This window comes from Ruegeria sp. CI8, assembly GCF_056536865.1.
On sequence record NZ_JBQFQL010000002.1, the window covers coordinates 442,450 to 468,200 of the forward strand.

A 25,751-nucleotide genomic window follows, 5' to 3' on the forward strand; every position below is an offset into this window, starting at 1 on the left:
ACATGTTTTGCTTTGCTAGGAGATACTCCTAGACAACGTACTGTGCTGCAACAACCCCATTCTTGGCTTACGTACCGGTGCCGCTGAAATATCGGGGTGAATTCGACTGTGGCATCCTTGCACCAATTTGGGGCCAAAGAACCGAAGCTGTCCAAGGCATGCTTGCGCAACAGGGGCAAAAAGAGCGAAACGGTCTGCGTGCTGAGACATATGCAGCAGGTATGTGTCGAGTAGAAATTATTGAAACCGAGGGAAACAAGATGAAAAAAGTTCTCTTCGCATCGACCGCACTGATCGCAACCGCATCGGTTGCCGCGGCCGAAGTTAAGTTCAGCGGTTATGGCCGCTTTGGTATTGGTTACCTGGAAGACCGTACCGGCGTTGTGACCAACTTCAACACCGGCGTGACTCTGACCGGTCAAACCACCACCACGGCCAGCGGCGCAACCAACACTGGTGTGACTCTGACCGACCAGACCACCACCAACACCACGACCGTTTCGACCGACGAAACCATCCTGGTCTCGCGCTTCCGCCTGAACATCGACGGCATCGCGGAAACCGACGGTGGCGTCCGCTTTGAAGCACGTGTTCGTCTGCAGGCTGACGAAAACGCCAACACCGGCGAAGCAAACGCAGCCGGCCTGAACGGCGCTCGCTTCTCGGTCATCTACGGTGGTCTGCGTGTTGACGCCGGCAACGTTGCTGGTTCGTTCGACAACTTGGCAAACTACTACGGTAACGAGCCGGGCCTGGAAAACTTCATCGGTCAGTACTCGGGCGTCGACTACAGCTTCCTGGGCTACTCGTCGACCGGTGCAGGTTCGAACGCTGTGTTCTTCCAGTACGCAGTTGGTGATTTCGCCTTCGGCGCATCGTATGACCAGGCAACCTTTGGCCTGAACGGTGTTGCAGACAGCGCAGACCGCTGGGACATCAGCTTCACCTACAGCTTCAACAACTTCACCGCAGCTGTTGCTTATGGTGAAACCAGCGCCATCGGCGACGTTGTTGAGAAGCAGAGCCTGGCAGTTCTGACCCTGGGTGCTGAATTCGGCGACTTCTCGGGCACCATCTTCGTCGCAGACGATGACGTTGCAGACGACTCGCTGAACGGCACTGCATACGGTCTGTCGGCAGCCTACAACGTTGGCGCTGCAACCACCCTGACCTTCGCTTACGGCGACGGTTCGGCTGACAACGACACCCAGCAGTACGGCATTGGCGCCATCTACGACCTGGGCGGCGGTGCATCGCTGCGCGGTGGTATCGGCCAGTCGAAAGCCGGTGACGGCGACAGCCGCCTGCGCGCTGACTTCGGTGCTCAGTTCAACTTCTAAGTTGAACTGAACCGCAAGGTTTGAGGGCGGGTCTTCGGACCCGCCCTTTTCTTTTGTACCGACATGGTGTTTTTCTGCGGACAAATGGAAACAGAGGGAATCCATGTCGCTGCAAGAAATCACCGCCCGCATCGCCAAGGCCGAAGCCGCAGCCGGCCGCCCCAAGGGCTCGGTCCGGCTGATTGCCGTATCCAAGGTGCAGCCCAACGACCGGGTCGAGGCCGTGTTGAAGCAGGGTCACCGGTGTTTTGGTGAAAACCGGGTGCAGGAGGCTGCCGGCAAGTGGCCCGCCTTCCGTGAAAGCTATCCCGATATTGATCTGCATCTGATTGGTCCGCTGCAAACCAACAAGGCGCGGCAGGCGATGGAACTGTGCAACGCGATCCACTCGGTCGACCGTCCCAAACTGGCCAAAACCCTTGCGCGGCTGGCGCAAGAGGTGGGGCAGTGTCCTGATCTATTCATTCAGGTAAATACCGGCGAAGAGGCCCAGAAAGCCGGGGTTATGCCCGCCGAGGCCGATGAATTTGTCGCCGAATGTCGATCACTTGACCTGCCGGTGCGTGGGTTGATGTGCATTCCGCCCGTCGACGAGGAGCCCGCGCTGCATTTTGCTTTGCTGGCCAAGATCGCGGGCAGGAACGGGCTGGATGGCCTGTCCATGGGGATGAGCAGCGATTTTGAAACCGCGATCGCGCTGGGTGCAACTCATGTCCGGGTGGGGTCGGCCATCTTTGGTGACCGGGTCAAACCCGCGGAATGATGATCCGGGTTCCGGGTGCGACGCGCCGCGCGATCCAGTGCAGATCGTCGCGCCGGAACGCCACGCAGCCTTCGGTCGGATAGCCCGGTCTGCGCCACTGATGCAGAAAGATCGCTGATCCGCTGCCCGGTGTGGCGACGGGCCAATTCCAATCGGTAATCAGCACCAGATCGTACAGCGGGTCTGCCCGACGCAGGCGTTCGTGACTGCATGGATAGGGCGCGCGAACGTGTTGGTTGTAGTCCTGATCCCTATCGTCATCCGACCACAGATCGCCCGGCCCGATGGGCAAAGCCCACGGGGCGGGAGGCGCAATCCGATCCGGGCGGTACAGCATTCCGACAATGTGGTGGTGCCCTGTGGGGGTGGCCCCGTCGCCCTCGCGCTTGTGGTTGCTCAGGCCACCTTTGCCGATGGTGCAGGGAAACCTGCGGCCGAAGAACCGCACTCCGGTCGGCGTTACCACCAGATCAAGAGGGCTCACAGCAGGTGGCCCGATTTCGAGGCCTTGGTCGCCAGATAGGCCCGGTTGTGGGCGGTTTCCCCGACCTTCAGCGGCACACGCTCGGTAACGGCAATCCCGGTCCGTTCCATCATTGCGATCTTGGCGGGGTTGTTGGTCAGCAACCGGACCGAACTGAACCCGAGCGATTTCAGGATGTCCGATCCAAGGCGGAAGTCGCGCTCGTCATCTTCAAATCCAAGCCGGTGGTTGGCTTCGACGGTGTCGAAGCCCTGATCCTGCAGGAAATAGGCGCGCATTTTGTTGGCCAGGCCGATCCCGCGACCTTCCTGGTTGAGATACAGCAGAATCCCATGCCCCTCGGCCCCCATCTGGGCCAGGGCACCGCGCAGTTGCGGGCCGCAGTCGCATTTCAGGCTGCCCATCAGGTCACCGGTAAAACAGGCCGAATGCAACCGTGCCAGAACAGGTTTCGAGCGATCCGGGCGGCCGATTTCGATGGCATAGTGCTCCTCGCCACCGTCCTCTGGGCGGAAGACGTGCAGACGACCGGCCTCGGACACTTCCATCGGCAGGCGCGCGGCGACCACCTCGTGCAAGGGGCTGCGATCGGCCAGATGCGGCGCAGCGCGTGTGTGGTCGATGCAGGTCAGACCGTGTGTCGCCGAAAAGGCCTGGCCGTTTTCGACTGCAACCACCACCGCGGCGGGCAGCAGGCGGGCGGATTTGGTCAGTGCGATTGCGATGCGATGCAGGTGTGCATTGCCCTGGCGCTGAGTCATTAGGGGTCCCTTCATCGGGGCATTCAGGTCATCGGACGGGTCTGCAACCGCCTGCACCCACCCCAGATCAGCCTCGGCCGGGATCACGACCCGAGCAAGATCACCGTCATAGGCGCGGGCTTTGAGCGTTTCGGCCCGTCGTCCGGTGATGGCAACCACAGGCGTGCCGCCCAGCCCCCTCAGGTCCGCCAGACGCTGCGGGTTGAGTGTCTCTGCGGCGACGGCGACAACGCTGAAATCCCCGTCATCCGTCAGCACGACCGGAACGCCCATCCGAAGGTCGGCACGCGCCCGGGCCAGCAACTCGGTGATGTCTGGAATGAGACTCATTGATGTTATCCTGTAACGTTCGACCCTCGTCCTAGCCCGTTCGAAAGGAAATGTGAAACATTTCCGGCCCAACAGACACGAGGGCGTGAGAGCATTGCAGCAAAACTTGTTGATTGCATCTTCCACGCTCAAGTGTTGCAAAAGGTTTAGGAGGACCGGGACATGGCGCAACTCAAGAAAATCCTGCTGGTCGATGACGATGAAGACCTGCGCGAGGCGCTCAGCGAGCAGTTGGTGATGACCGAGGACTTTGATGTATTCGAAGCCTCCGACGGCCAATCCGCGATGGAGCGGGCGCGCGAAGCCATCTATGACCTTGTGATCCTGGATGTGGGTTTGCCCGACACGGATGGGCGCGAGCTGTGCCGCCTGATGCGCAAGCAGGGGGTCAAAAGCCCGATCCTGATGCTGACCGGCCATGACAGCGATGCCGATACGATTTTGGGGTTGGATGCGGGCGCCAACGACTATGTTTCAAAGCCGTTCAAGTTCCCGGTGCTTCTGGCCCGGATCCGTGCGCAGCTGCGCCAGCACGAACAGTCTGAAGATGCCGTTTTTGTCCTGGGGCCCTATACTTTCAAACCCGCGATGAAGATGTTGATCACCGAGGACGACCGCAAGATTCGGCTGACGGAGAAGGAAACCAACATTCTCAAGTTCCTGTATCGCTCGACCGACGGCGTGGTGGCGCGCGATGTGCTGCTGCATGAGGTCTGGGGCTACAACGCCGGTGTGACCACACATACGCTGGAAACGCACATCTACCGCCTGCGTCAGAAAATCGAGCCCGATCCCTCCAATGCGCGCCTTTTGGTCACAGAATCTGGTGGATATCGACTGGTGTCGTAACCATAGGTGGATTGATGTGGATCAAAGTGATACTCTGCAAGCATCTTTAGGATAATCCCATCCCGTGCATGTCCGGGTCATGACATGTACCTCCCTGTTGGACTGCCGGGCCTTTGGCCCGGCTTTTTTTCGGATGGCACCCCGGCACCTGCCGCGCTAGTTTGCCCGAGTCGCGACAAGGGAACCCCGATCATGCCTTTCACTCTGGCCACCTGGAACATCAATTCCGTTCGCCTGCGCGAGCCGATCGTGCTGAAGCTGCTGCAGGAAGAGGCGCCGGACGTGCTGTGCCTGCAAGAATGCAAATCGCCGGTCGACAAGATCCCGACAGAGGGCTTCGCGGAACTGGGCTACACCCATATGATCGCCCGCGGTCAGAAGGGCTATAACGGCGTGGCCATCCTGTCGCGCTTGCCGATCACGGATCTGGGCGATCAGGACTTTGCCGGGCTGGGCCATGCCCGGCATGTGGCGGGGCAACTGGAAAACGGGGTGATCATCCACAATTTCTACGTCCCGGCAGGCGGCGACGTTCCCGATCGCGAGGTGAACGAGAAATTTGGCCAGAAGCTGGATTACCTGACCGACATGCGCGACTGGTTCCACGCCGAAAAGCCGCAGAAATCCATTCTGGTCGGCGACCTGAACATCGCCCCGCGCGAGGACGACGTGTGGTCGCACAAGCAACTGCTAAAGGTCGTGTCGCACACTCCAATTGAGGTCGCGCAACTGGCCGAGACGCAGGATGCGGGCGGCTGGGTCGATATCACCCGGCAGGACATCCCCGATGGACAGCTCTACAGCTGGTGGTCCTATCGCGCCCGCGACTGGGATGCGGCTGACAAGGGGCGGCGCCTGGATCACGTCTGGGCGACGCCTGATATCTCGAACGCCGGCCATTCCAGCCGCGTCCTGCGCGACGCGCGCGGCTGGGAGAAGCCCAGCGACCACGCGCCCGTCTTTGCCAGTTTCGATCTTTGATCGGTGCGGGATTCCGCAACTCGGCCCTTGGTTTCCCGGTCGGCTGGTTGCATATAAGGCGCAAGACTGAATCCGGAGAGTGAATGCCATGGAACTTCTGAACGGCGCAGGCAGCCCCGCAGCCACCGATCTGATCAAAGACGGAACCGAGGCCACTTTCATGGCCGATGTCGTCGAGGCATCGCAGGAATTGCCCATTATCGTCGACTTCTGGGCGCCCTGGTGCGGTCCCTGCAAGACCTTGGGTCCGGCCTTGGAAGAGGCCGTGACCGCGGCCAAGGGCGCGGTCAAGATGGTGAAAATCAACGTGGACGAGGCGCAGATGATCGCCTCGCAATTGCGTATCCAGTCGATTCCGACCGTCTATGCCTTCTTCAAGGGGCAGCCGGTTGACGGATTCCAAGGCGCTTTGCCAGGATCGGAGATCAAGGCCTTTATCGACCGTGTGATCGAGGCCGCCGGTGGCCAGAGCCCGGGCGGGCAGCTGGACGAGGCCGTGGAGGCCGCCGAAGAGATGCTGAATGATGGCGCGGCAGTGGATGCGGCCCAGACCTTTGCCGCCATTCTTGGCGAAGACCCAAAACATGCCGCGGCCTATGGCGGCCTGGTGCGGGCGCATATCGCGATGGGTGACCTTGATCAGGCCGAGGCGATCCTGAACGGCGCTCCGGCCGAGATTTCAACGACGGCCGAGTTGGAAGCTGCCCACGCGCAGCTGGAACTGGCCAAGCAGGCCGCAAATGCCGGGCCGGTGGCCGAGTTGACGGCAGCGGTCGAAGCAGATCCCGACAACCATCAGGTCCGGTTCGACCTGGCGCAGGCGCTCTATGCCAACGGCAAGGCCGCCGAGGCGGTTGACCAGCTTCTGGAGCTGTTCCGCCGCGATCGGGAATGGAATGATGGCGCAGCCAAGGCGCAGCTGTTCACCATCTTCGATGCGCTCAAGGCCAATGACCCGATCGTTTTGAACGGTCGCCGCAAACTCAGCTCGATGATATTTGCCTAACCGCGCATCAGAGCTAGAATCGGAAACATGATGCATCCCGCCGATCTGCCGGACACGGTGTCCGTGTTTCCTCTGCCCGGGGCGCTGTTGCTGCCCCGGTCACGCCTGCCGCTGCATATTTTCGAGCCCCGCTACCTGCAAATGCTGGATGACGCCTTGAAAACCAAAGAGCGGTTGATCGGCATGGTCCAGCCGAACCCTTGTCAGAACGACGACACCAAATTGCATCGGATCGGATGCGCCGGACGTGTCACGCAGTTTTCCGAGACCGAAGACGGGCGCTATCTGATCACTCTGTCCGGTGTGTCCCGGTTTCGCATCCAATCCGAATTGGATGGTTTCACGCCGTATCGTCGCTGCGCCGTCACCTGGGACGGGTTCGACCGCGATCTGGGCAAAGGGGAAATAGACGATACGTTCGACCGGTCCGGCTTCCTGCGTTTGCTGGGGCGTTACTTTTCCGCCCGCCAACTGTCGACCGATTGGGAGTCGCTGAACGAGGCGGATGACGAATTGTTGGTCAATTCCCTGTCTATGCTTCTGGATTTCGACCCCGAGGACAAGCAGGCCCTGCTTGAGGCGCCCTGTCTGCGCACCCGGCGCGAAACGCTTGTCACACTGATCGAATTCTCGCTGCGCGGGGGTTCAAACGAGGAACAACTGCAATGACTGAAACGGAACCGGGGTTCGACCGCCACATGCTCGAGGCGCTGATCTGCCCCCAGACCCACACCACGCTGGAATATGACGCCGAGCGGCAGGAGTTGGTCTCGAAAGCCGCTGGTCTGGCTTTTCCCATCCGCAACGGGATTCCGGTGATGCTGGTGGATGAGGCGCGCAAGCTCGACTAGATCGGGCGGCCCTGCAGCAGCTTGGGCAGGTCGCCCGTCAAACCGGCGGCCTCGCGCACGAAGCCGCGGCGCAGGCTGGGCAGGGAGCCCACGATGCCCATTCCGATGTCGCGCCCCAGCCGCAGTATCGGATTGTCGTTCGAAAACAGCTTGTTGAACACATCCGTCGCCATTGCCAGGGCCGCCGTGTCAAAGCGGCGCCATTCCTGATAGCGCTCCAGAACCAGCACCGAGCCGATGTCCTCGCCGCGCCGCCCGGCCAGCGTCAGAACCTCGGCCAGCGCGCCGACGTCGCGCAGCCCGGCGTTCAGCCCCTGACCGGCGATCGGGTGCATGCCATGGGCCGCATCACCCACCAGCGCCAGCCGCTCGGCGATGAAGGAATTGGCGATGGTCAGGTTCAGCGGATAGGTGAACCGGTCGCCCTGCAGGCGGATGTTACCCAGAAAATCGCCGAATCTGGGCCGCAGAACTTGAAGGTACTCGGTCTCGTCCAGCGCGTTGATGCGCTGCGCGGTGTCAGAGCGTTCGCTCCAGACGATCGAGCTGCGATTGCCGGTCAGCGGCAGGATCGCCAGCGGGCCGGGGGGCATGAAGAACTGATGTGCGATGCCGTGATGCGGCAGGTCGTGTTCGATGGCGCAGACCAGCGCGGTCTGGCCGTAGTCCCATCCGGTCCGCTTGATCCCGGCGCGGGCGGCGGTGCCGCTGCGGCGGCCGTCACACCCCACCAGAAGCCGACCGGACAGCGCCGATCCGTCATCCAGCGTCACGGTCACGCCACCAGGCCCGGTTTCCTGCGCAACCACGGTTTTCCCATCCACCCGGGTGATCGCCGGTTCTGCCTCCATCGCCGCAAGAAACGCGCGCCGCAGGTGACGGTCCTCGACCATATAGCCCATCGGGCCTTCCTCGATCTCGGCATGGTCGAAATGCATGAAAAACGGCGACGGGCCTGCGCCCGCATGGCCATCGGTGACCTTGATCTCCAACATCGGCTGGGCGTATTCCGCGACCCGCTCCCAGACTCCGATCGCGGCCAGCAACCGTTGCGAGGCCAGCGCCAGCGCATAGGCACGCCCGTCGAACGCCGCGGTCTTGCGCACCTTCTCGGCCAGCGCGTCGATCACGGTGACGCTGTGCCCGGTCTGCGCCAGCGCCAGCGCCAGGGCGGGGCCGTTCAGCCCGCCGCCCACGATCAAGATATCGGAAACCTGTGTCATGCGGTGCAATATGCGCGCCCTTTCGGGATTGTCCATGTGCAGTCCTGTCGCTACCGTCGCCGAAACACGAATTTTTCCGACAAGGGGGCAAAGATGCAGGACTGGCTGACCATGACGGCATGTGACCTGGGCCGGGGGATCGGCATGGGGCAGATCGATCCCGAGGAACTGACCGAGGTCTATCTGGCGGCCATCGACGCCCATCCGCACCGCGACCGCATCTATGCCCGCGTCACGCATGACCGCGCCCGCGCGGAAGCCCGCGCAGCCAAGGAACGGGCGGCCCAGGGTCTGCGCCGTTCATTGCTGGATGGGGTGCCGATCAGCTGGAAGGATCTGTTCGACACCGCCGGGATCGGAACCGAGGCCGGATCGGCCCTGCTGCGCGGCCGGGTTCCCGACCATGACGCAACCGTTCTGCGCAACGCGACGGCCATGGGCGCGGTCTGTCTGGGCAAGACGCATATGAGCGAGCTGGCCTTCTCGGGCCTTGGCCTGAACCCCGTCACCGCGACGCCGCCCTGCGTGAATGACGAAAAGGCGGTTCCGGGCGGGTCGTCCTCGGGTGCGGCGGCGTCGGTGGCCTTTGGTCTGGCGGCCTGCGGAATCGGCTCGGATACGGGCGGATCGGTGCGCATTCCGGCCGCGTGGAACGACTTGGTGGGGCTGAAAACCACGTCGGGGCGGTTGAGCCTCGAGGGCGTGGTGCCCCTGTGCCTGCGGTTCGACACGGTCGGCCCGCTGGCGCGGTCGGTCGAGGATGCGGCGCAGATGCTGGCGCTGCTGGAAGGCGGAACGCCGGCCGATCTGCGGGGCGCCAGCCTGAAGGGGCGGCGGTTTGCCGATCTGCAGACCATCGCGCAGGACGATCTGCGCGACGCGCCACGCCAGGCCTATGCCGAGGCGCTGGACCGCTTGCGTGATGCAGGGGCCGAAATCGTGCCGCTGGAGGTGCCGGAACTGGTCGAGGCGATGGGCCTGTCCGGTGTTCTCTACACCACCGAAGCCTATGGCCTGTGGCGTGACGTGATCGAGGCCAACCCTGAGGCGATGTATCCCGAAATCCTTGAACGGTTCCGCGCGGGCAAGGGGCATTCCGGCCCGGATTACGTGGCCGCGTGGTCGCGGCTGAAAGCCTGCCGGTCGGCCTGGGACGCGGCCACCGCCGGCTTTGACGCGGTTCTGGCCCCCACCGCGCCGATCCTGCCGCCGGATCTGGACCGACTGATGAACGACCATGACTACTACGTCACCGAGAACCTTCTGGCCCTGCGCAACACCCGGATCGGCAACCTGATGGGGCTGGCGGCGCTGTCGCTGCCCACCACGATACCGTCCTGCGGGCTGATGATGTTGGGCTATCCGGGCTCGGAAGAGGCGCTTTTGCGGCTGGGCGCGGCGGCCGAGGCGGTTCTGACCTGAATGCCACAATCCCCTGATTCGGAACCTCTTTGTCTGGACGCGCGGGGGTTCGGCCTGTAATCTGCTGGAAAACCGGGGCGCCAATGATCCCGGTATCGAGGCAGCAGTCATGAATTTCCCCGAGCGGTTTTCGAACCTACCGGCCTATGCTTTTCCGCGTCTACGCGCCCTGCTCGACCATCACGCGCCGGGCGGCGATGTCGTGCATATGACGATTGGCGAGCCCAAGCATGACTTTCCGCCCTGGGTGACCGATGTCATCGTGGAAAATGCCGCCGGATTTCAGAAATACCCGCCGAACGAGGGGTCCGACGCGCTGCGCGGGGCCATCGCCGACTGGATCGACCGTCGCTATGGCGTGCGGATGGACGCCGAGACCAACATCATGGCACTGAACGGCACGCGCGAGGGGTTGTATAACGCCGCCATGGCGCTCTGCCCCGAGCAGAAGAACGGCCAGCAGCCGATCGTTTTGTGCCCCAACCCGTTCTATCAAGTCTACATGGTGGCCTCGATCTCGGTCGGGGCGCAGCCGTATTTCGTGCCGGCCACCGCGGCCACCGGGCATCTACCAGACTATGCCGGCCTGCCAGAGGATGTGCTGAACCGCACCGCCGTCGCCTATATCTGTTCGCCCGCCAACCCGCAGGGTGCCGTCGCCTCGCGCGACTACTGGGCCGAGCTGATCCGGCTGGCCGAGCGGTACGATTTCCGCATCTTCGCCGACGAGTGCTATTCCGAGATCTACCGCGATACGCCGCCCACCGGCATCCTGACCGTCGCGCAGGAGCTGGGCGCCGATCCCGAGCGGATCACGCTGTTCAACTCGCTGTCGAAACGGTCGAACCTGGCGGGGCTTCGGTCGGGGCTGATCGCGGGCGGGCCGGAAAGCATCAAGCGGGTCAAGCAGTTGCGCGCCTATGCCGGGGCGCCCTTGCCGCTGCCGTTGCAGGCCGCGGCGGCCAGGGTCTGGGCCGACGAGGCGCATGTTCAGGAAAACCGCGCGCTGTATCAGGAAAAATATGCCATCGCCGATCAGGTGTTTGCGGGCGTTCAGGGCTATATGCCGCCCGAGGCGGGGTTCTTTCTTTGGCTGCCCGTCGAGGATGGCGAGCAGGCCGCATTGAAGCTGTGGCGGGAAACCGGGGTTCGGGTCCTGCCGGGCGCATATCTTTCACAAGGGGATCCGGGGCAGAACCCGGGCAAAGGCTTTATCAGGGTCGCGATGGTGGCCCCAAAAACAGAGATGCAGCGCGGGCTGATCACGCTCCGCGACTGCATCTATTCGTGAGGTACGAGGGCACATGGCATCTTACAACGCGCGCAACCGCGACCCATTGTTGGACAGCACCACCCAGGCCGCGATCGAGCGGCGCAGCAAGGAACTGATCGGGATCGCCTTGATCTTGGCCGGCCTGGCCGCCGCGGCGATGATCTGGTCCTACACGCCGGATGATCCGAATTGGATGGTCTCGACCGACGCGCCGGTGCAGAACTGGCTGGGCCGGTTCGGCGCTTCGATCGCCGCGCCGTTGTTCATGATCGTGGGCTGGGGCAGCTTTGGCATCGCGCTGGTGCTGGTCGGCTGGGGCGTGCGCTTTGCCGGCCATTTCGGCGAGGATCGCGCCGTGGCCCGCCTGATTTTCGCGCCGATCTGGATCGCCGTCCTCTCGGTCTATGCCGCAACGCTGGTGCCCGGCGCCGAATGGCGCGCGACGCACAGCTTTGGTCTGGGCGGTCTGTTCGGCGACACGGTGATGGGCGCGCTGCTGACGCTGTTGCCGATCTCGTCGCATTTCATGGTCAAGCTGATGTCGCTGGCCATGGCGGCCGGCATGCTGGCATTGGGCGTCTTTGTGCTGGGTTTCACCAAATCGGACGTCCGGCACGGGTTCCGGGCTTTCCTGCTGGGTCTGGTGATGGCCTATGACATGCTGATGACCGCGCTGGGGCAGGGGGCCTCGGCCACGGCCCGTGCCGCGCAGGCGCGCCGGGAAAAGTGGCAGGAACGCAAGGCAACCCAGGCCGCCGGTGCCGAATTCGAGGATGAACTGGCCTATGCCGATCCGGTCTTTGAAGAGCCCGAGATCGCAGCCCCCGAGCCCGTCAAAACGGGCCTGCTTGCGCGCATGCCTGGCCTGATCCGCCGCCCCGAGCCGATGCCCGAACCCGAACTGGTCGATCCGGAACCCGTTACCGGATATGACGAGATGCCGGGCGAGGACCGGATCCGCTCGAAGATCTCCGCGGTGATCCAGAACCGCAAGGTCGCTACCGGTGAAATCGCGCCCGAGCCCGATCCGAACCGCCCACTGACCAAGGGGCGCGGCCGTGGTCCCGACCCGCTGATCCTGAATGCGCCGCGTGCGGGCAACCTTCCGCCCGAACCTCCGCTGACTGCTGCCGGGCTGCCGCCCGAGCCGCCGTTGACCGGTCAGCCGCCGCAGCCGTCTGCGGAAATGGAGACGTTCGCGGAAGACCCGGTCTCGGCCTATGCGCCTGAGGATATCGACGACGATCAGGTGTTCGAGGATGCAGAGGACCCAATCGCCGAGGCGCGCCCGGCCATGAAGATCCCGGTTGCCGAACCGCGCAAGCCGGTTGTCGCGCAGCCAGTCCGGCGCAACGTCCTGCCGTCGCGACGGGCTCAGGCCGAAGCGCAGCCCAGCCTGTCTTTCGAAGAGCGGCACACGGATTTCGAACTGCCGCCGCTCAGCCTGTTGACGAACCCGTCGGGCATTCAGCGTCATCACCTCAGTGACGAAGCGCTGGAGGAAAACGCGCGGATGCTGGAGAACGTGCTGGATGATTATGGGGTCAAAGGCGAGATCGTCAGTGTCCGCCCCGGCCCTGTCGTCACGATGTACGAGTTGGAACCCGCACCGGGCCTGAAAGCCAGCCGCGTGATCGGGCTGGCCGATGATATCGCCCGGTCTATGTCGGCGCTGTCGGCGCGTGTCTCGACCCTGCCCGGACGTTCGGTCATCGGCATCGAATTGCCCAACGAGAACCGCGAGATGGTGGTCCTGCGCGAAATCCTGGCAAGCCGCGATTTCGGCGACGGCACCCATGCGCTACCGCTGGCGCTGGGCAAGGATATCGGCGGAGACTCGGTCGTGGCCAACCTGGCCAAGATGCCTCACCTGCTGATCGCCGGGACGACCGGTTCGGGCAAGTCGGTGGCGATCAACACGATGATCCTGTCGCTGCTCTACAAACTGACGCCGGACGAATGCCGCCTGATCATGATCGACCCCAAGATGCTGGAGCTTTCCGTCTATGACGGCATCCCGCATCTGCTGTCGCCGGTCGTGACCGACCCGAAAAAGGCGGTGGTTGCCCTGAAATGGGTCGTCGGCGAAATGGAGGACCGCTATCGCAAGATGTCCAAAATGGGCGTGCGCAACATCGCCGGCTACAACGGCCGGGTGAAGGACGCGCTGTCCAAGGGCGAATTGTTCAGCCGCACGGTCCAGACCGGGTTCGATGACGAAACCGGAGAGCCGATCTTTGAGACCGAGGAATTCGAACCCAAGGCCATGCCCTATATCGTCGTTATCGTCGACGAGATGGCCGACCTGATGATGGTGGCCGGCAAGGAGATCGAAGCCTGCATCCAACGCCTGGCGCAGATGGCGCGGGCTTCGGGCATCCACCTGATCATGGCCACGCAGCGGCCCTCGGTGGACGTCATCACCGGTACGATCAAGGCCAACTTCCCGACCCGGATCTCGTTCCAGGTGACGTCGAAAGTCGACAGCCGGACCATCCTGGGCGAGATGGGGGCCGAACAGCTGCTGGGGCAGGGCGACATGCTGTACATGGCTGGCGGCGCCAAGATCACTCGCTGCCACGGGCCGTTCGTGTCGGATGAAGAGGTCGAGGAGGTCGTGAACCACCTCAAGCAGTATGGCCCGCCCGACTATGTCGGCAGCGTGCTGGACGGCCCGTCCGAGGACAAGGCCGACAATATCGACGCGGTTCTGGGCCTGAACACCGGCGGCAACACCAATGGTGAGGATGCGCTGTACGATCAGGCGGTTGCCATCGTGATCAAGGATCGCAAGTGTTCAACCTCGTACATCCAGCGGAAACTTGCCATCGGCTACAACAAGGCTGCACGGCTGGTCGAGCAGATGGAGGACGAAGGCGTTGTTTCGGCAGCAAATCACGTGGGCAAACGCGAAATCCTCGTCCCGGAACAGTAGGATATTTAATAACAAGGGCAGAGCGCATATCTGTGTGTCATGAAACAGATTGCCTTTGCCCTTGCCCTTGCTTTGACTGCCCCCGCAGCCTGGGCCGCCGACAAGCTGCCCTTGTCGCAGATCTCGAACTATCTGAACGGATTGAAGGCCGTTCAGACGACGTTTACCCAAGTCAACGATGACGGATCGCTCAGTACCGGCAAGCTGTGGCTGCAGCGCCCTGGAAAGATGCGGTTCGAATACGATCCGCCCAACAGCGCGGTCGTGTTGGCCAATGCCGGCACGGTGATGGTGTTCGACCCCAAATCGAACCAGCCGCCCGAGCAGTACCCGTTGAAGCGCACACCGCTGTCGCTGGTTCTGGCGCGCAACGTGAACCTGTCGCAGGCCAACATGGTAGTCGGCCACACATTTGATGGCACAGCAACGGTCGTCACCGCGCAGGACCCGAAAAACCCCGAGTCCGGTCGGATCGAGCTGATGTTCACGGCAAATCCGATCGAGTTGCGGAAATGGGTCATCTACGACAACGCCGGGGGTCAAACCACGGTGCTGCTGGGCCCGCTCAACGAAGATGTCAGAATCGACAGCGGCCTGTTTTCGAACAAGGCGCGGCGCGGGTCAGAGAATCGCTGACCCGCGGCTCTTTCAGTAGCGGCAGCTGGACAGCTGCGCCTGGTACATCTGCGCACGTGCGTCCACGTCATTGGCCACGTTCAATAGCCAGGTCTTGCCGTAATGGCTGCCGCGTGCGTAACCCGCGCGACCTTCGTGATACGCCAGATACTGGTTCCGCGTGTCGCTGGTCGAGATGCCGATCTTCTGACTGCTTTTGTTCATGTACCATCCGACGAAATCTGACGCGTCACGAATGCGGTCACGCTTGGCGCGCCGCTTCCCGGTTTCGCGCTGATATTCTTCCCAGGTTCCGTCCAGGGCCTGGCTGAAGCCATAGGCGCTGCTCTGACGGCCCATCGGAATAACCCCAAGAACATATTTGTGGGGCGTCCGCGCGTCGTGACGATAGCGGCTTTCTTGGTAGATGGTTGCCATCTGGACATGGACCGGAACACCCCATTTGCGTTCGGTGCTCTTGAACGCCTTGATCATGTCCGGCCGCTCGCGCGCGATGGCGCAAGCGTCATTGAGGTTGCTGGGCGGACGCTGCGCGCCGCCCCCACAGGATGCCAAAAACAGCACCCCGAAGAGTACGAGAAGTTTTCTGCTCATGTGCCTCGTGCCTTTTTTCTTTATTCTAGCGCAGATTGCAGGCCGAGGAAATCACAATCGTATAAGAAACCCTGCAGCAGGCCGACGACTGTCAGGCATAGGTTCACAGACTGTTTCCGCGAATTTCAGATCAATGATTGGCAATTGCCGGCGGAAAGGTTTAGTAAGTGCCTTGGGGGCTGAAACAATGCTGAAGACACATGCAAAGTACCGCCTGGGCCAGGTGGTTCGTCACAAGAAACATCCCTTCCGAGGGGTGATTTTTGACGTGGATCCGGAATTTGCAAATACCGAGGAATGGTACGAGGCAATTCCCGAAGACAGCCGCCCGATCAAGGATCAGCCGTTCTACCATTTGCTGGCCGAGAACGATCAATCCTTCTATGTGGCTTATGTATCAGAGCAAAATCTGATTGCCGACCAGTCAGGCGAACCTGTTGATCATCCTGATATTCCCAACATGTTCGGGCCGTTTCAGGATGGCAGCTATCCGCTGCACTTCCAGCTGAACTGAAACGGTGCTGACGCCGTTGCGGCGTCAGTAACCCAAAGCGCAACCGTCCTTTCGGGGGTCGCTGGCGCCCTCCAATACTCCGCTTTGATGGATTCGGATCGCCTGCGCACCGCCCAGCGGCGTTTCCGTTTCGACGACATTGTGCCCCATTTCCGACAATTGTTGTGCGATCCTGCGATCGTAGCCGGGTTCGATCTTCAAGATCGAACCGTCGGCAAAAACGCGGGGTGCGTCGGCGGCGTGCTGCAGCCCCAAGTCGAAATCCAGAAGGTTGGAAACTAGGCGAGCGTGGCCTGTCGGCTGATAGGCCCCGCCCATCACGCCGAACGGCATGGCTATCTGGCCGTTTTGCTTCAGCATCGCGGGAATGATCGTGTGCATCGGGCGCTTGCCGCCGCCCAGTTCGTTCGGATGTCCCGGTTCAAGGTTGAAACCACATCCGCGGTTCTGCAGGAGAATGCCAAACTTTTCCGAGGCGATGCCCGATCCGAAGCTGTGGAAGATGGAGTAGATCAGAGAAACAGCCATACGATCCCGGTCGACGACCGTGACATAAACCGTGTCCTTGTGCACCGCTTCGGTCAGCGGGGCGGCGGCGGTCATGGCGCGCCGGGGATCAATCAGCTCTGCCAGCTTTGCCGCCGTTTCCGGCGCCAGAAAATGTTCCATGCGCGACGACTGATCCGGGTCGGCGATGAACCGGTTGCGTGCATCGTAGGCCAGCTTGGTCGCCTCGGCTTCGATATGCGCCCGTTCGGCGCCCCACGGGTCCATGCCTGCAATGTCGAAATGCTTGAGGATGTTGAGAAGCAGGATCGCAGTCGCGCCTTGTCCGTTCGGCGGATGTTCCAGCAGTTCAGCGTTGCGGTAGTCACCTCCGACCGGTGAGGCTTCGATGAACTTTGTGTCGTGAAAGTCCGTGGCCGAATGAACACCGCCTCGGGAATTCAACGCGGCCAGCATGTCATCGGCGATTTCGCCCTCGTAAAAGGCGTCACGCCCCCTTCGGGCCACGCGACGCAGGACTTCTGCCTGACCCGGAGCGCGAAACACCTGACCTGTCGTTGGGGCGCGGCCGTCGATCAGATAGTGATCCCGGGCTGCGCCCTGCAGCGTTTCGGCCCCGATCGACCAGTCATGCGCAACGCGAGGTGCAACCGGAACGCCCGTTTCGGCATAGTGAATTGCAGGTTGAAGAACGGCCTCGATCCCCAATCGACCCTCGGCCTCTGACAGGTGGCAGAATGCGTCAACAGCCCCGGGGATCGTCACCGCTTCGGGGCCGTCAAGTGGCACCGCAGCCAACCCACGGGCCCGCAGATCTTCGGCCGAGGCGCCAGCGGGCGCCCGCCCGGATCCGTTCAGCGCGCGCACCTTCGTTTCGCCAGCGCGATTGTAAAGAACGAAACAGTCGCCACCCAGACCTGTCATCTGCGGTTCGCAGATGCCCAGAAGTACGCCCGCGGCAATGGCGGCGTCCATTGCGTTTCCGCCGCGGCCCAGAATATCCAGCGCCACCTTTGCAGCCAGCGGATGCGAGGTTGCGCACATCCCTTCGGTCGATAAAACCTCGGAACGGCCGGGGGCGTGGAAATCGCGCATGGAATGGGTCTCCTCCTGAACGCGTCGACACTAGGGTGCCGTTGGCTGATGTCCAGTCATTTCAAGGAGAAGGTCCTCGGCGCCGTTCACTGGGTGGGGGCTGTGACACATGGCGCCGAGGGAAGCTATCTGAGCTACCCCTTGTTTCTGCCGGTCGTTTGCGGCGCGACAATGGTCCGATCTGGGCGTTATTGTGGCCGATCCGCTTTTTTTGTGCGCTCAAACCGCAAGAATAGCAGGTTTTGGCCGTTTCTGCGGTCATACCGCACCTCGTCGGCCAATGTGCGGATCAGGAACCAACCGAATCCACCTTCGGGCAGGTTTGAAGTATCGGTTTCCACACTGGCAGGAATGCCATCTGGCATCTTCAGGCCGGGCAAGGGGTGCCCGGTGTCAGTGATCTGGACCTCCAGGTAATCTTTGGAGTCCAGCACGGAAACCCGAACCATTCCGGGCGCGCGCTCAGCATAGGCGTGTTCGACAACATTGTTGATCGCCTCGGCCAACACGATCTTGATGTCCGCAGTCTTTTGCCCCGGCAAGCCGAGATTCGACAGCCCCGCGTGCAGCGAAGCGATGGCGCGGCTGGCCTCGGCTTCGACGGCAGGGAACGCCACTTCGAGTCGGCCGTCTTCGCAGTTGACTGTCACGCCATTTGCCCCCTGGCGCTTCACTCCAACTCGGAGGCCAGCGCGTCATCCAAGTTGGGATGCAGTTTGAAAACCGTATCCATACGCGTCAGCCGAAAAACCTTGGCCACGACAGGCTGCAATCCCGCCAGTTCCAGCCTGCGCCCATTTCCAAGTTGCTTCATGGACGCCACGATCGCGCCCAATCCACTGGAGTCTATGAACTCGACCGCAGACAGGTCCAGGATGATCCGACCGGCGCCATCTGCGGTTTGGGTCCGCATGTCTTCCTTGAACTGTATCGCCATGGCGGCGTCGATGCGGGCGGCGTCGACTGTGATGATCTGCGTTTCGCCTGTCGTTTTGCTGCTCAGTGCCACGTGACTCCCCTCGGATTCCGTCGATCGATCGTAGAAATACGCTAGACGGCATTTCTTACCATTCGGTATCCAAGCACACGACAAAAGGAGGAGTCGTCACATGAAAGAGGTTGTGATCGCTGGTGCGGCCCGGACGCCGATGGGCGGGTTTCAAGGAATGTTCGACGGCGTGCCTGCGGCAGAACTGGGTGGCGTCGCCATTCGTGCGGCGCTTAAAAACGCCAAGACGCAGACGGTCGACGAGGTTTTGATGGGCTGCGTTCTGCCCGCCGGTCAGGGGCAGGCTCCGGCGCGTCAGGCAGGGTTTGCGGCAGGTCTGGGAGAAGAGGTACCTGCGACCACGCTGAACAAGATGTGCGGGTCGGGCATGAAGGCGGCGATGATGGCGTTCGATCAGATCGCGCTTGGCCATGCAGACTCGATGGTTGCGGGTGGGATGGAAAGCATGACGAATGCGCCCTACTTGCTGCCCAAGATGCGCGGCGGGGCTCGTATCGGTCACGGCCAGGTGGTGGATCACATGTTCCTGGACGGGTTGGAAGATGCCTATAACAAGGGCCGCCTGATGGGCACTTTTGCCGAAGACTGCGCCGAGGCTTATCAATTCACCCGAGAGGCGCAAGACGAATACGCGTTGAAATCGCTGTCGAATGCGCTCGAAGCGCAGGCCAGCGGGGCCTTCTCGGACGAGATCGCAGCCGTCACGGTCCGAAGCCGCAAAGGTGAAATCATTCAGGATTCGGACGAGCAGCCCAAATCGGCGCGGCCGGAAAAGATACCGACGCTGAAGCCGGCATTCCGCAAGGATGGCACGGTGACGGCGGCCAATTCCTCGTCAATCTCGGATGGCGCAGCGGCGCTGGTTCTTGCTGCGGCTGACACGGCCGAGGCGCGCGGCGTGAATGTACGTGCCCGCATCCTGGGCCACGCGAGCCACGCCCAGGCGCCCGGCCTTTTCACGACGGCTCCGGTCCCGGCCGCGCAGAAGCTGCTGGAACAGATCGGTTGGAGCAAGGACGACGTGGACCTGTGGGAAGTGAACGAGGCGTTTGCCGTTGTTCCGATGGCCTTCATGCACGAAATGGGCCTGCCGCGCGACAAGGTCAACGTCAACGGTGGCGCCTGTGCCCTTGGTCATCCGATCGGTGCCTCAGGTGCACGCATCATGGTGACGCTTCTAAATGCACTCGAGAAGCGTGGCCTGAAGCGCGGAGTGGCCGCGATCTGCATCGGAGGCGGCGAAGGCACCGCAATCGCGATCGAGCGGGTTTGACGCTTTGGCATTTTGCCATTAGCTGAACCGGGCCGCAGAGGTTGCGGCCCGGTTGCACATTGGAAATGACCCCATGAAAGCTGACTACGCGCTCTTGTCCAAAACCATCGAAGCCCTGACGGAAGGTGAAACTGACCAGGTCGCTCTGATGGCCACCGTCGCCTGCGAGGTGCATCACAGCGACGACCGCTTTGACTGGACAGGGTTTTACCGTGTGACCGAGCCGGAGTTGTTGAAGATCGGACCCTATCAGGGCGGGCACGGCTGTTTGGTCATCCCGTTCTCGCGCGGGGTCTGCGGGGCAGCGGCGCGCACCGGAGAGGTTCAGCTGGTCCCGGATGTGGATGCGTTTGAGGGGCACATTGCCTGTGCCTCGTCGACCCGGTCCGAATTGGTTCTGCCGGTGCGGGATTCTGCGGGGCAGGTCATCGGGGTCTTTGATATCGACAGCGATCAGCCCGATGCGTTCGAGCAGGCCGATGCCGATGGGCTGTCGCGTATCCTCGCGCAGGTTTTCGGGTGTCTGTAGAACCTTTATTCCGGTTCGATCCCCGAGGCTTTGAGCTGAGAGTCCGGCTCCACGTGAATGATGGTCCGGGCCTCGGGCAGCTTTTCCGCGATTGCATCTTCGATCGCGTCACAGATGTCGTGGGCGTCACCAACCGTCATGTTGCGATCGACGACCAGATGAAATTCGATGAACACGGCTTTGCCGGCCCGTCGGGTGCGCAGATCGTGGATCTGCAAGGCACCCTGAGACGAGTTCCGAACGGCGGCCTCGATGATGTCCGTGTCCTCGGTGTGGGCCGCTGAATCCATCAGATCTCCGGCCGAATGGAAAATGACCTTCCAACCTTCGCGCAGAATATTTGCAGCCACCAGAATAGCCAGCAACGGGTCAAGAACGGCCCAGCCTGTGAGCAATACCAGGATCAGTCCCAACAAGACCCCGGCCGAGGTCCAGACGTCGGTCATCAGGTGGCGCCCATTGGCGGTCATGGCCGGCGAGCGCCGTTTCTGACCCGCCGAGATCAAGACGCGGGCCCAGACTAGGTTCAGGACCATGGCCGCTGCGTTCACGGCCAGTCCGATCGGTCCGAGCTGGTCCAGGTGAGGCGCGAACAAGGCGCCCCAGGCTTCCTGAATGATCAGGATTGCGGCGAGAACGATCAGGGTCCCCTCGGCGATGGCCGAGAAGTTCTCGGCCTTGTGATGTCCGAAAGGGTGATTGCTGTCGGCAGGACGCTCTGCCATCCGAATGGCAAACCACGCCAGCAGCGCGCCGACCACGTTGACCAAAGACTCCATTGCGTCGGAATACAGAGCGACCGACCCGGTCAAATGCCATGCCAGGACCTTGAGCAGCAGCACCAGCAGGGACACCGCCACTGACCCGATGGCCAGCGCCTGGGACGAAGTTCTGTCAATCATGTGCAACCATTGCCCGATCGCACTGCCAAATGCCAGTTTCAAACAGAACTGTAGGTGAGGAACAGGTAGATCGCGCCCGCCTGCAGAGCCGCAATGGCATACAGCACAGTCGTCAGCCGCTTTTTCCGGGTCTTGTGCCCGAATATCCAGCGACCCAACAAAGCTGCGGGGCTGCCGCCCAACAGCGCCAGTCGCAAAAGCCACTTCTCCGGGACACGCCGCCTGCGTCGGATCGCCCGCAGCTTGTCCCAGCCGAACACCAGCAAAGTCAACGCGTTGATGGCCCAGAAATACAGAATGACGATCCACATTCCGCAGCCATAGCGTGGAAGGATCAGGATCGGTAGTGAAAAATCTCTTGGAATTTTCACCGATTCGGGACATCGTGAAAAAAATGACGTAAATTTCATGAATCGGGGGGTAGCGTGAACGACCAGGCCCATATCGCTGCGACGCTGGGGGCGGACATTCGCGCGCTGCGCAAGGCGCGCGGGTTGACGCTGACCGATATCGCTTCGCGGTTGGACCGGTCGGTGGGCTGGCTCAGCCAGGTCGAGCGCGATTTGTCTGCTCCGTCGATCTCGGATCTGCGCCTGATCGTGGAATGCCTGGGTGTGCCGATGTCGATGCTGTTCGCCCATACCGGCGTTCTGGCCGAGGAACAGGGCTATGTGGTGCGCGCCGGTTCGCGCCGGCCGATGGGGTCGGGCGAGGAAGGGCTGATCGAGGAATTGCTGTCGCCTGACCTGACCGATGATTTCGAGATGGTGCATTCCACCTTTGAGCCCCACTCCCGGATGCAGACCCCGGCCAACCGTCCGACGCAGGAGGTTGGATACATGATCTCGGGCCGTCTCGACCTTACGATCGGAGGCCGAAATTTCACCGTCGGCGTCGGGGACAGCTTTCGGATCAAGCACGAACCCTATCAATGGGCGAACCCTTACGACGAACCCGCCGTGGCCGTCTGGGTGATCGCTCCGCCGGTGTACTGATGAGCTTTGAGGCCTGGACCATATTCGCGCTGTTCTGGGTGGTGTTCGTGACCACGCCGGGTCCGAATGCGGTGAATTGTATCTCGAACGGGCTGAGCCTGCCATTTCCCAAGGCAATGCTTGGGGTTCTGGCGATCCTGACCCAGGCCAGCGCCTTTCTGATCCTGTCGGCTCTGGGGGTGACAGCCCTCATCGCGGCCTCGCCAACCGGGTTTTTCGTGGCTAAACTGATCGGGGCGGGGTTCCTGATCTGGATGGGACTCCGGGGGTGGATGAACGCCGCGCGTCCCGCGCCGGCCAGCCAGCGCCCGGCCCGCCATGTCTATCTCCATGCCTTGGCCGTCGCCACGATCAATCCAAAGAGTGTCGCAGGTTACCTGGCCGCGTTTTCCCAGTTCGTGCAGCCTGATGTGCCGATCTGGCAGCAAATGGCGATCATCATGCCGACGGCGCTGATCATCACGACGCTCAGCTACACCGGGTTCACACTGTTGGGTGCGGTGATGGGGCGGGCGGCGCTGGGCGCCGTGTTCAACGTCTGGGTGCGCCGCGTCATGGCCACCTGTTTCATCATTTATGGCGTCCTGCTGGGAACCAGCGCGGCACCTGCAGGAAAGGGATAGAACCATGCAAAAAGGATCGTGCCTTTGCGGTTCGGTGGCCTTCACGATCAACGGAGAGCTGTCACCGCCCTCGGCCTGCCACTGCGGGCAATGCCGTCGGCAGTCTGGGCATTATTGGGCCTCGACCGCGACCCACCAGGACAACCTGACCCTGAACAGCAGCGATACTCTGGGATGGTTTCAGGCTTCGGACACGGCCCGGCGTGGTTTCTGCAAGGCATGCGGAAGCTTTCTGTTCTGGCAGCACAAGGACGAAGACACGATTTCAGTTTCGATGGGGGCTCTGGACCAGCCCACTCAGTTGAAACTGGCCCGCCACATCTTCGTGGCGGACAAGGGCGACTACTACGACATCACGGATGAACTGCCCCAAAGGGCACAATGACAGGGATCTAGAAACATGAGCGATTTTCCGACCAAGGCCCGCGTGGTCATCATCGGCGGCGGCGTCGTAGGGGCGTCCTCGCTGTACCATTTGGCCAAAAAGGGCTGGACCGACTGCGTTCTGCTGGAAAAGAACGAGCTGACCGCAGGGTCGACCTGGCACGCGGCGGGCAACGTGCCGACCTTCTCGACCTCGTGGGCGATCATGAACATGCAGCGCTATTCGACCGAACTGTATTCGCGCCTTGGCGAAGAGGTCGACTACCCGATGAACTACCACGTGTCCGGCTCGATCCGTCTGGCGCACAGCAAAGAGCGGATGCAGGAGTTCCAGCGGGCCATGTCGATGGGCCGCTACCAGGGAATCCCGATGGAAATGTGGACGCCGGAGCAGGCCAAGGAACGCTACCCGTTCCTGGAAACTCATGATCTTGAGGGCGTTCTGTATGACCCGACCGATGGGGACATCGACCCTGCGCAGCTGACCCAGGCGCTGGCCAAGGGCGCACGCGACATGGGGCAGAAGATCATCCGGTTCTGCCCGGCCACCGGCGTAACCCAGCATGACGACGGCACCTGGACCGTCCACACCGAAAAGGGCGACATCGACTGCGACTGTGTCGTCAACGCGGCCGGCTACTACGCGCAGCGTGTGGGCGAATGGTTCAAACCCTTTGGCGGCCGCACCGTACCCGCGATGGTCATGAGCCACCAGTATCTGCTGACTGATGAGATCCCCGAGGTCGAAGCCTGGTCCAAGGAAAACGGCGGCAAGCTGCCGCTGCTGCGCGACGTGGATATCTCCTACTACCTGCGGCAGGAAAAGCACGGCTTCAATCTCGGCCCCTACGAGCCCAACTGCAAGGGCCACTGGATGACCGAGGACGACCCGATGCCTGAGGATTTCAGCTTTCAGCTGTGGAACGATGATCTGGACCGGATCGAGGACATCGTCACCGACGCGATGGAGCGGGTGCCGCTGATGGCGACCTCGGGCGTGGGCCGCGTGATCAACGGGCCGATCCCTTATGCGCCGGATGGCCTGCCCCTGATTGGCCCGATGCCGGGGGTCAAGAACGCCTTCGAGGCGCATACCTTCACCTTCGGCATCGCCCAAGGCGGCGGTGCAGGCAAAGTTCTGGCCGAATGGATCGTGGATGGCGCCACCGAATGGGATATGTGGGCCGTCGATCCGCGCCGCTACACCGATTACACCGATCAGGATTACTGCAACCAGAAGGGAATGGAGGTCTACGGCAACGAATACGCCATGCACTTCCCCCATCACGAATGGCCCGCCGCGCGCGACAAGAAGCTGTCGCCGGTTCACGCCAAGGTCAAGGAACTGGGCGGCGTCATGGGCGTCTACAACGGCTGGGAACGCGCCAACTGGTTCGCGCAGCCGGGGGATGACACTTCCGAGGAAAGCACCCACACCTGGGGCCGCTCGGGTCCGTGGGAGCAGCGGATCAAGGAAGAATGCGAGGCCGTGCGCGACCATTGCGGCGTGCTCGACCTGCCGGGTTTCTCGCGCTTTGTCGTCAAGGGCGAAGGCGCGGCCGAGGCGTTGCGCGGGCTGGTCACCGGCGGCCTGCCCAAGGTGGGGCGGATCAACCTCGTCTACATCGCCGACGATCGCGGCCGCATCCTGACCGAGATGTCCTGCATGCGTCTGGGCGAGGATGACTTCGTGATGATCACCGCCGCCACCGCGCAATGGCACGACCGCGACATCCTTGTGAACGCGATGCCCTCGGGTGTCACGGTCGAGGACGTGACCACCACCCGCGATACGCTGATCGTGACCGGTCCGAAATCGCGTGAGATCCTGTCGGGCCTGACCGATGCCGACCTCTCGCTGGGCTGGCTGACCCATCAGGCGGCCACCGTGGCCGGACAGCCCGCCCACCTGATCCGCGTATCCTTTGCCGGCGAGTTGGGTTGGGAGGTGCATGCGTTAAACGAGCACATGCCCGCGATCTATGACGCGATCCTCGCCGCCGGGGCCAAGCCGTTTGGCATGTATGCGCTGAACTCACTGCGTATCGAGAAGGGCTATCGCGCATGGAAGGGCGATCTCAGCACCGACTACTCGCTGCTCGAAGGCGGGCTGGAGCGCTTCATCAAGTTCGACAAGCCGCAGGATTTCCCGGGCAAGGCCGCGTTGCTGGCGGAAAAGCAGCGTGGAGCGAAGAAGTCTTTCGTTACTCTGGTCGTCGAGGCCGGTGACTGCGATGCGCCTTACATGTCCTGCATCTGGCAGGGCGACCAGATCGTGGGCGAGACCACATCGGGCGCCTGGGGCTATCGTGTCGGCAAGTCCGTCGCGCTGGGTATGATCAAGGCCGATCTGGCCAACCCGGGCACCGAGCTTGAGGTGGAAATCTACGGCGAAAAGTGTCGCGCCGTGGTACAGGAGGATCAGCCGCTGTGGGATCCCGCAAACGAGCGGCTGCGCGCCTGAAACAAGGA

General features: G+C 62.1%; 27 protein-coding genes. 18 read left to right on the forward strand and 9 right to left on the reverse strand.

The features are described from left to right. Positions 1–260: 260 nt before the first annotated feature. Positions 261–1,340: a porin gene (locus ACR0DA_RS12840; RefSeq protein WP_480754410.1), complete on the forward strand. Its 1,080-nt coding sequence runs from the start codon at positions 261–263 to the stop codon at positions 1,338–1,340. A gap of 103 nt (positions 1,341–1,443) precedes the next feature. Continuing rightward, positions 1,444–2,103: a YggS family pyridoxal phosphate-dependent enzyme gene (locus ACR0DA_RS12845; protein ID WP_480754330.1), complete on the forward strand. Its 660-nt coding sequence runs from the start codon at positions 1,444–1,446 to the stop codon at positions 2,101–2,103. On the opposite strand, the gene ACR0DA_RS12850 is transcribed toward ACR0DA_RS12845, so the two are convergent. Beyond that, positions 2,087–2,587 carry a L,D-transpeptidase family protein gene (locus tag ACR0DA_RS12850; RefSeq protein ID WP_480754332.1) on the reverse strand — a complete coding sequence of 167 codons (501 nt, stop codon included), beginning with the start codon at positions 2,585–2,587 and terminating at the stop codon, positions 2,087–2,089. The genes ACR0DA_RS12845 and ACR0DA_RS12850 overlap by 17 nt on opposite strands. After that, the gene (gene ribA / locus ACR0DA_RS12855) at positions 2,584–3,678 is read right to left on the reverse strand and encodes a GTP cyclohydrolase II (protein WP_480754333.1); all 1,095 of its coding nucleotides are present in this window, start codon (positions 3,676–3,678) and stop codon (positions 2,584–2,586) included. The genes ACR0DA_RS12850 and ribA overlap by 4 nt, the downstream gene beginning before the upstream one ends. Before the next feature lie 162 nt (positions 3,679–3,840). Between ribA and ACR0DA_RS12860 the strand changes: the two genes are divergently transcribed. The 5 genes from ACR0DA_RS12860 (at position 3,841) to ACR0DA_RS12880 (ending at position 7,365) form a co-directional block, all read left to right on the forward strand. Continuing rightward, on the forward strand, positions 3,841–4,527 hold the full coding sequence (locus ACR0DA_RS12860; RefSeq protein WP_093964262.1) for a response regulator transcription factor: 687 nt from the start codon (positions 3,841–3,843) through the stop codon (positions 4,525–4,527). A gap of 192 nt (positions 4,528–4,719) precedes the next feature. Then, positions 4,720–5,508, forward strand: a complete 789-nt coding sequence (locus ACR0DA_RS12865) for an exodeoxyribonuclease III (RefSeq protein ID WP_170600136.1) — start codon at positions 4,720–4,722, stop codon at positions 5,506–5,508. A gap of 88 nt (positions 5,509–5,596) precedes the next feature. After that, complete coding sequence (locus tag ACR0DA_RS12870; RefSeq protein WP_170360825.1) at positions 5,597–6,514, forward strand: thioredoxin family protein; 918 nt, start codon at positions 5,597–5,599, stop codon at positions 6,512–6,514. 27 nt (positions 6,515–6,541) lie between these two features. After that, positions 6,542–7,183 (forward strand): LON peptidase substrate-binding domain-containing protein, encoded by a 642-nt coding sequence (locus ACR0DA_RS12875; protein WP_093964265.1) that lies wholly within the window; start codon positions 6,542–6,544, stop codon positions 7,181–7,183. Continuing rightward, positions 7,180–7,365: a Trm112 family protein gene (locus tag ACR0DA_RS12880; RefSeq protein WP_093964266.1), complete on the forward strand. Its 186-nt coding sequence runs from the start codon at positions 7,180–7,182 to the stop codon at positions 7,363–7,365. Before ACR0DA_RS12875 ends, ACR0DA_RS12880 begins: the two co-directional genes overlap by 4 nt. On the opposite strand, the gene ACR0DA_RS12885 is transcribed toward ACR0DA_RS12880, so the two are convergent. Next, positions 7,362–8,624 carry an FAD-dependent monooxygenase gene (locus ACR0DA_RS12885; protein ID WP_480754335.1) on the reverse strand — a complete coding sequence of 421 codons (1,263 nt, stop codon included), beginning with the start codon at positions 8,622–8,624 and terminating at the stop codon, positions 7,362–7,364. The two genes, ACR0DA_RS12880 and ACR0DA_RS12885, sit on opposite strands and share 4 nt — an antisense overlap. 57 nt (positions 8,625–8,681) lie before the next feature. Between ACR0DA_RS12885 and ACR0DA_RS12890 the strand changes: the two genes are divergently transcribed. The 4 genes from ACR0DA_RS12890 to ACR0DA_RS12905 all read left to right on the forward strand — a co-directional run bounded on the left by ACR0DA_RS12890 (position 8,682) and on the right by ACR0DA_RS12905 (position 14,854). Further along, positions 8,682–10,010 (forward strand): amidase, encoded by a 1,329-nt coding sequence (locus tag ACR0DA_RS12890; protein WP_480754337.1) that lies wholly within the window; start codon positions 8,682–8,684, stop codon positions 10,008–10,010. 109 nt (positions 10,011–10,119) lie between these two features. Next, positions 10,120–11,301, forward strand: a complete 1,182-nt coding sequence (locus ACR0DA_RS12895; protein ID WP_480754339.1) for an aminotransferase class I/II-fold pyridoxal phosphate-dependent enzyme — start codon at positions 10,120–10,122, stop codon at positions 11,299–11,301. Between the two features lie 13 nt (positions 11,302–11,314). Next, on the forward strand, positions 11,315–14,218 hold the full coding sequence (locus ACR0DA_RS12900) for a DNA translocase FtsK (protein WP_480754340.1): 2,904 nt from the start codon (positions 11,315–11,317) through the stop codon (positions 14,216–14,218). Positions 14,219–14,257: 39 nt separating this feature from the next. Next, complete coding sequence (locus ACR0DA_RS12905) at positions 14,258–14,854, forward strand: LolA family protein (protein ID WP_170342281.1); 597 nt, start codon at positions 14,258–14,260, stop codon at positions 14,852–14,854. A gap of 12 nt (positions 14,855–14,866) precedes the next feature. Here ACR0DA_RS12905 and ACR0DA_RS12910 read toward each other — a convergent pair whose 3' ends face one another. Beyond that, a complete protein-coding gene (locus tag ACR0DA_RS12910; protein ID WP_093964271.1) occupies positions 14,867–15,448 on the reverse strand; it encodes a transglycosylase SLT domain-containing protein in 582 nt (193 codons plus the stop codon). Between the two features lie 187 nt (positions 15,449–15,635). On the opposite strand from ACR0DA_RS12910, the gene hspQ reads away from it, so the two are divergent. Then, positions 15,636–15,962: a heat shock protein HspQ gene (hspQ, locus tag ACR0DA_RS12915; RefSeq protein ID WP_170341320.1), complete on the forward strand. Its 327-nt coding sequence runs from the start codon at positions 15,636–15,638 to the stop codon at positions 15,960–15,962. A gap of 24 nt (positions 15,963–15,986) precedes the next feature. Here hspQ and ACR0DA_RS12920 read toward each other — a convergent pair whose 3' ends face one another. The 3 genes from ACR0DA_RS12920 to ACR0DA_RS12930 form a co-directional block, all read right to left on the reverse strand. Continuing rightward, the gene (locus ACR0DA_RS12920) at positions 15,987–17,564 is read right to left on the reverse strand and encodes a gamma-glutamyltransferase family protein (RefSeq protein ID WP_480754341.1); all 1,578 of its coding nucleotides are present in this window, start codon (positions 17,562–17,564) and stop codon (positions 15,987–15,989) included. A 188-nt stretch (positions 17,565–17,752) separates the two neighbouring features. Further along, positions 17,753–18,214, reverse strand: a complete 462-nt coding sequence (locus ACR0DA_RS12925) for an ATP-binding protein (RefSeq protein ID WP_170342288.1) — start codon at positions 18,212–18,214, stop codon at positions 17,753–17,755. Positions 18,215–18,234: 20 nt separating this feature from the next. Further along, entirely contained in the window at positions 18,235–18,573 is a 339-nt protein-coding gene (locus ACR0DA_RS12930; protein WP_170342291.1) for an STAS domain-containing protein, read from the reverse strand. A gap of 100 nt (positions 18,574–18,673) precedes the next feature. On the opposite strand from ACR0DA_RS12930, the gene ACR0DA_RS12935 reads away from it, so the two are divergent. Continuing rightward, positions 18,674–19,846, forward strand: a complete 1,173-nt coding sequence (locus ACR0DA_RS12935; RefSeq protein ID WP_480754343.1) for an acetyl-CoA C-acyltransferase — start codon at positions 18,674–18,676, stop codon at positions 19,844–19,846. A gap of 73 nt (positions 19,847–19,919) precedes the next feature. Further along, entirely contained in the window at positions 19,920–20,375 is a 456-nt protein-coding gene (locus ACR0DA_RS12940) for a GAF domain-containing protein (protein ID WP_170447725.1), read from the forward strand. Between the two features lie 5 nt (positions 20,376–20,380). On the opposite strand, the gene ACR0DA_RS12945 is transcribed toward ACR0DA_RS12940, so the two are convergent. Together ACR0DA_RS12945 and ACR0DA_RS12950 are read right to left on the reverse strand one after the other, a co-directional pair. Continuing rightward, positions 20,381–21,277, reverse strand: coding sequence for a cation diffusion facilitator family transporter (locus ACR0DA_RS12945; protein ID WP_170341329.1), 897 nt, complete (start codon positions 21,275–21,277; stop codon positions 20,381–20,383). Between the two features lie 38 nt (positions 21,278–21,315). Continuing rightward, positions 21,316–21,648: a DUF1294 domain-containing protein gene (locus tag ACR0DA_RS12950; protein ID WP_367647887.1), complete on the reverse strand. Its 333-nt coding sequence runs from the start codon at positions 21,646–21,648 to the stop codon at positions 21,316–21,318. A gap of 54 nt (positions 21,649–21,702) precedes the next feature. Here ACR0DA_RS12950 and ACR0DA_RS12955 point away from each other — a divergent pair, with 54 nt between their 5' ends. From ACR0DA_RS12955 to ACR0DA_RS12970, 4 genes are read left to right on the forward strand one after another with little or no spacing between them, the layout of a single operon-like run. Then, a complete protein-coding gene (locus ACR0DA_RS12955) occupies positions 21,703–22,272 on the forward strand; it encodes a helix-turn-helix domain-containing protein (protein ID WP_170451367.1) in 570 nt (189 codons plus the stop codon). Further along, positions 22,272–22,895 carry a LysE family translocator gene (locus tag ACR0DA_RS12960; protein ID WP_480754346.1) on the forward strand — a complete coding sequence of 208 codons (624 nt, stop codon included), beginning with the start codon at positions 22,272–22,274 and terminating at the stop codon, positions 22,893–22,895. The genes ACR0DA_RS12955 and ACR0DA_RS12960 overlap by 1 nt, the downstream gene beginning before the upstream one ends. Before the next feature lie 4 nt (positions 22,896–22,899). Beyond that, on the forward strand, positions 22,900–23,280 hold the full coding sequence (locus tag ACR0DA_RS12965; protein ID WP_170342302.1) for a GFA family protein: 381 nt from the start codon (positions 22,900–22,902) through the stop codon (positions 23,278–23,280). Positions 23,281–23,295: 15 nt separating this feature from the next. Further along, positions 23,296–25,743 (forward strand): GcvT family protein, encoded by a 2,448-nt coding sequence (locus tag ACR0DA_RS12970; protein ID WP_170372984.1) that lies wholly within the window; start codon positions 23,296–23,298, stop codon positions 25,741–25,743. The last annotated feature ends 8 nt before the right edge of the window (positions 25,744–25,751 follow it).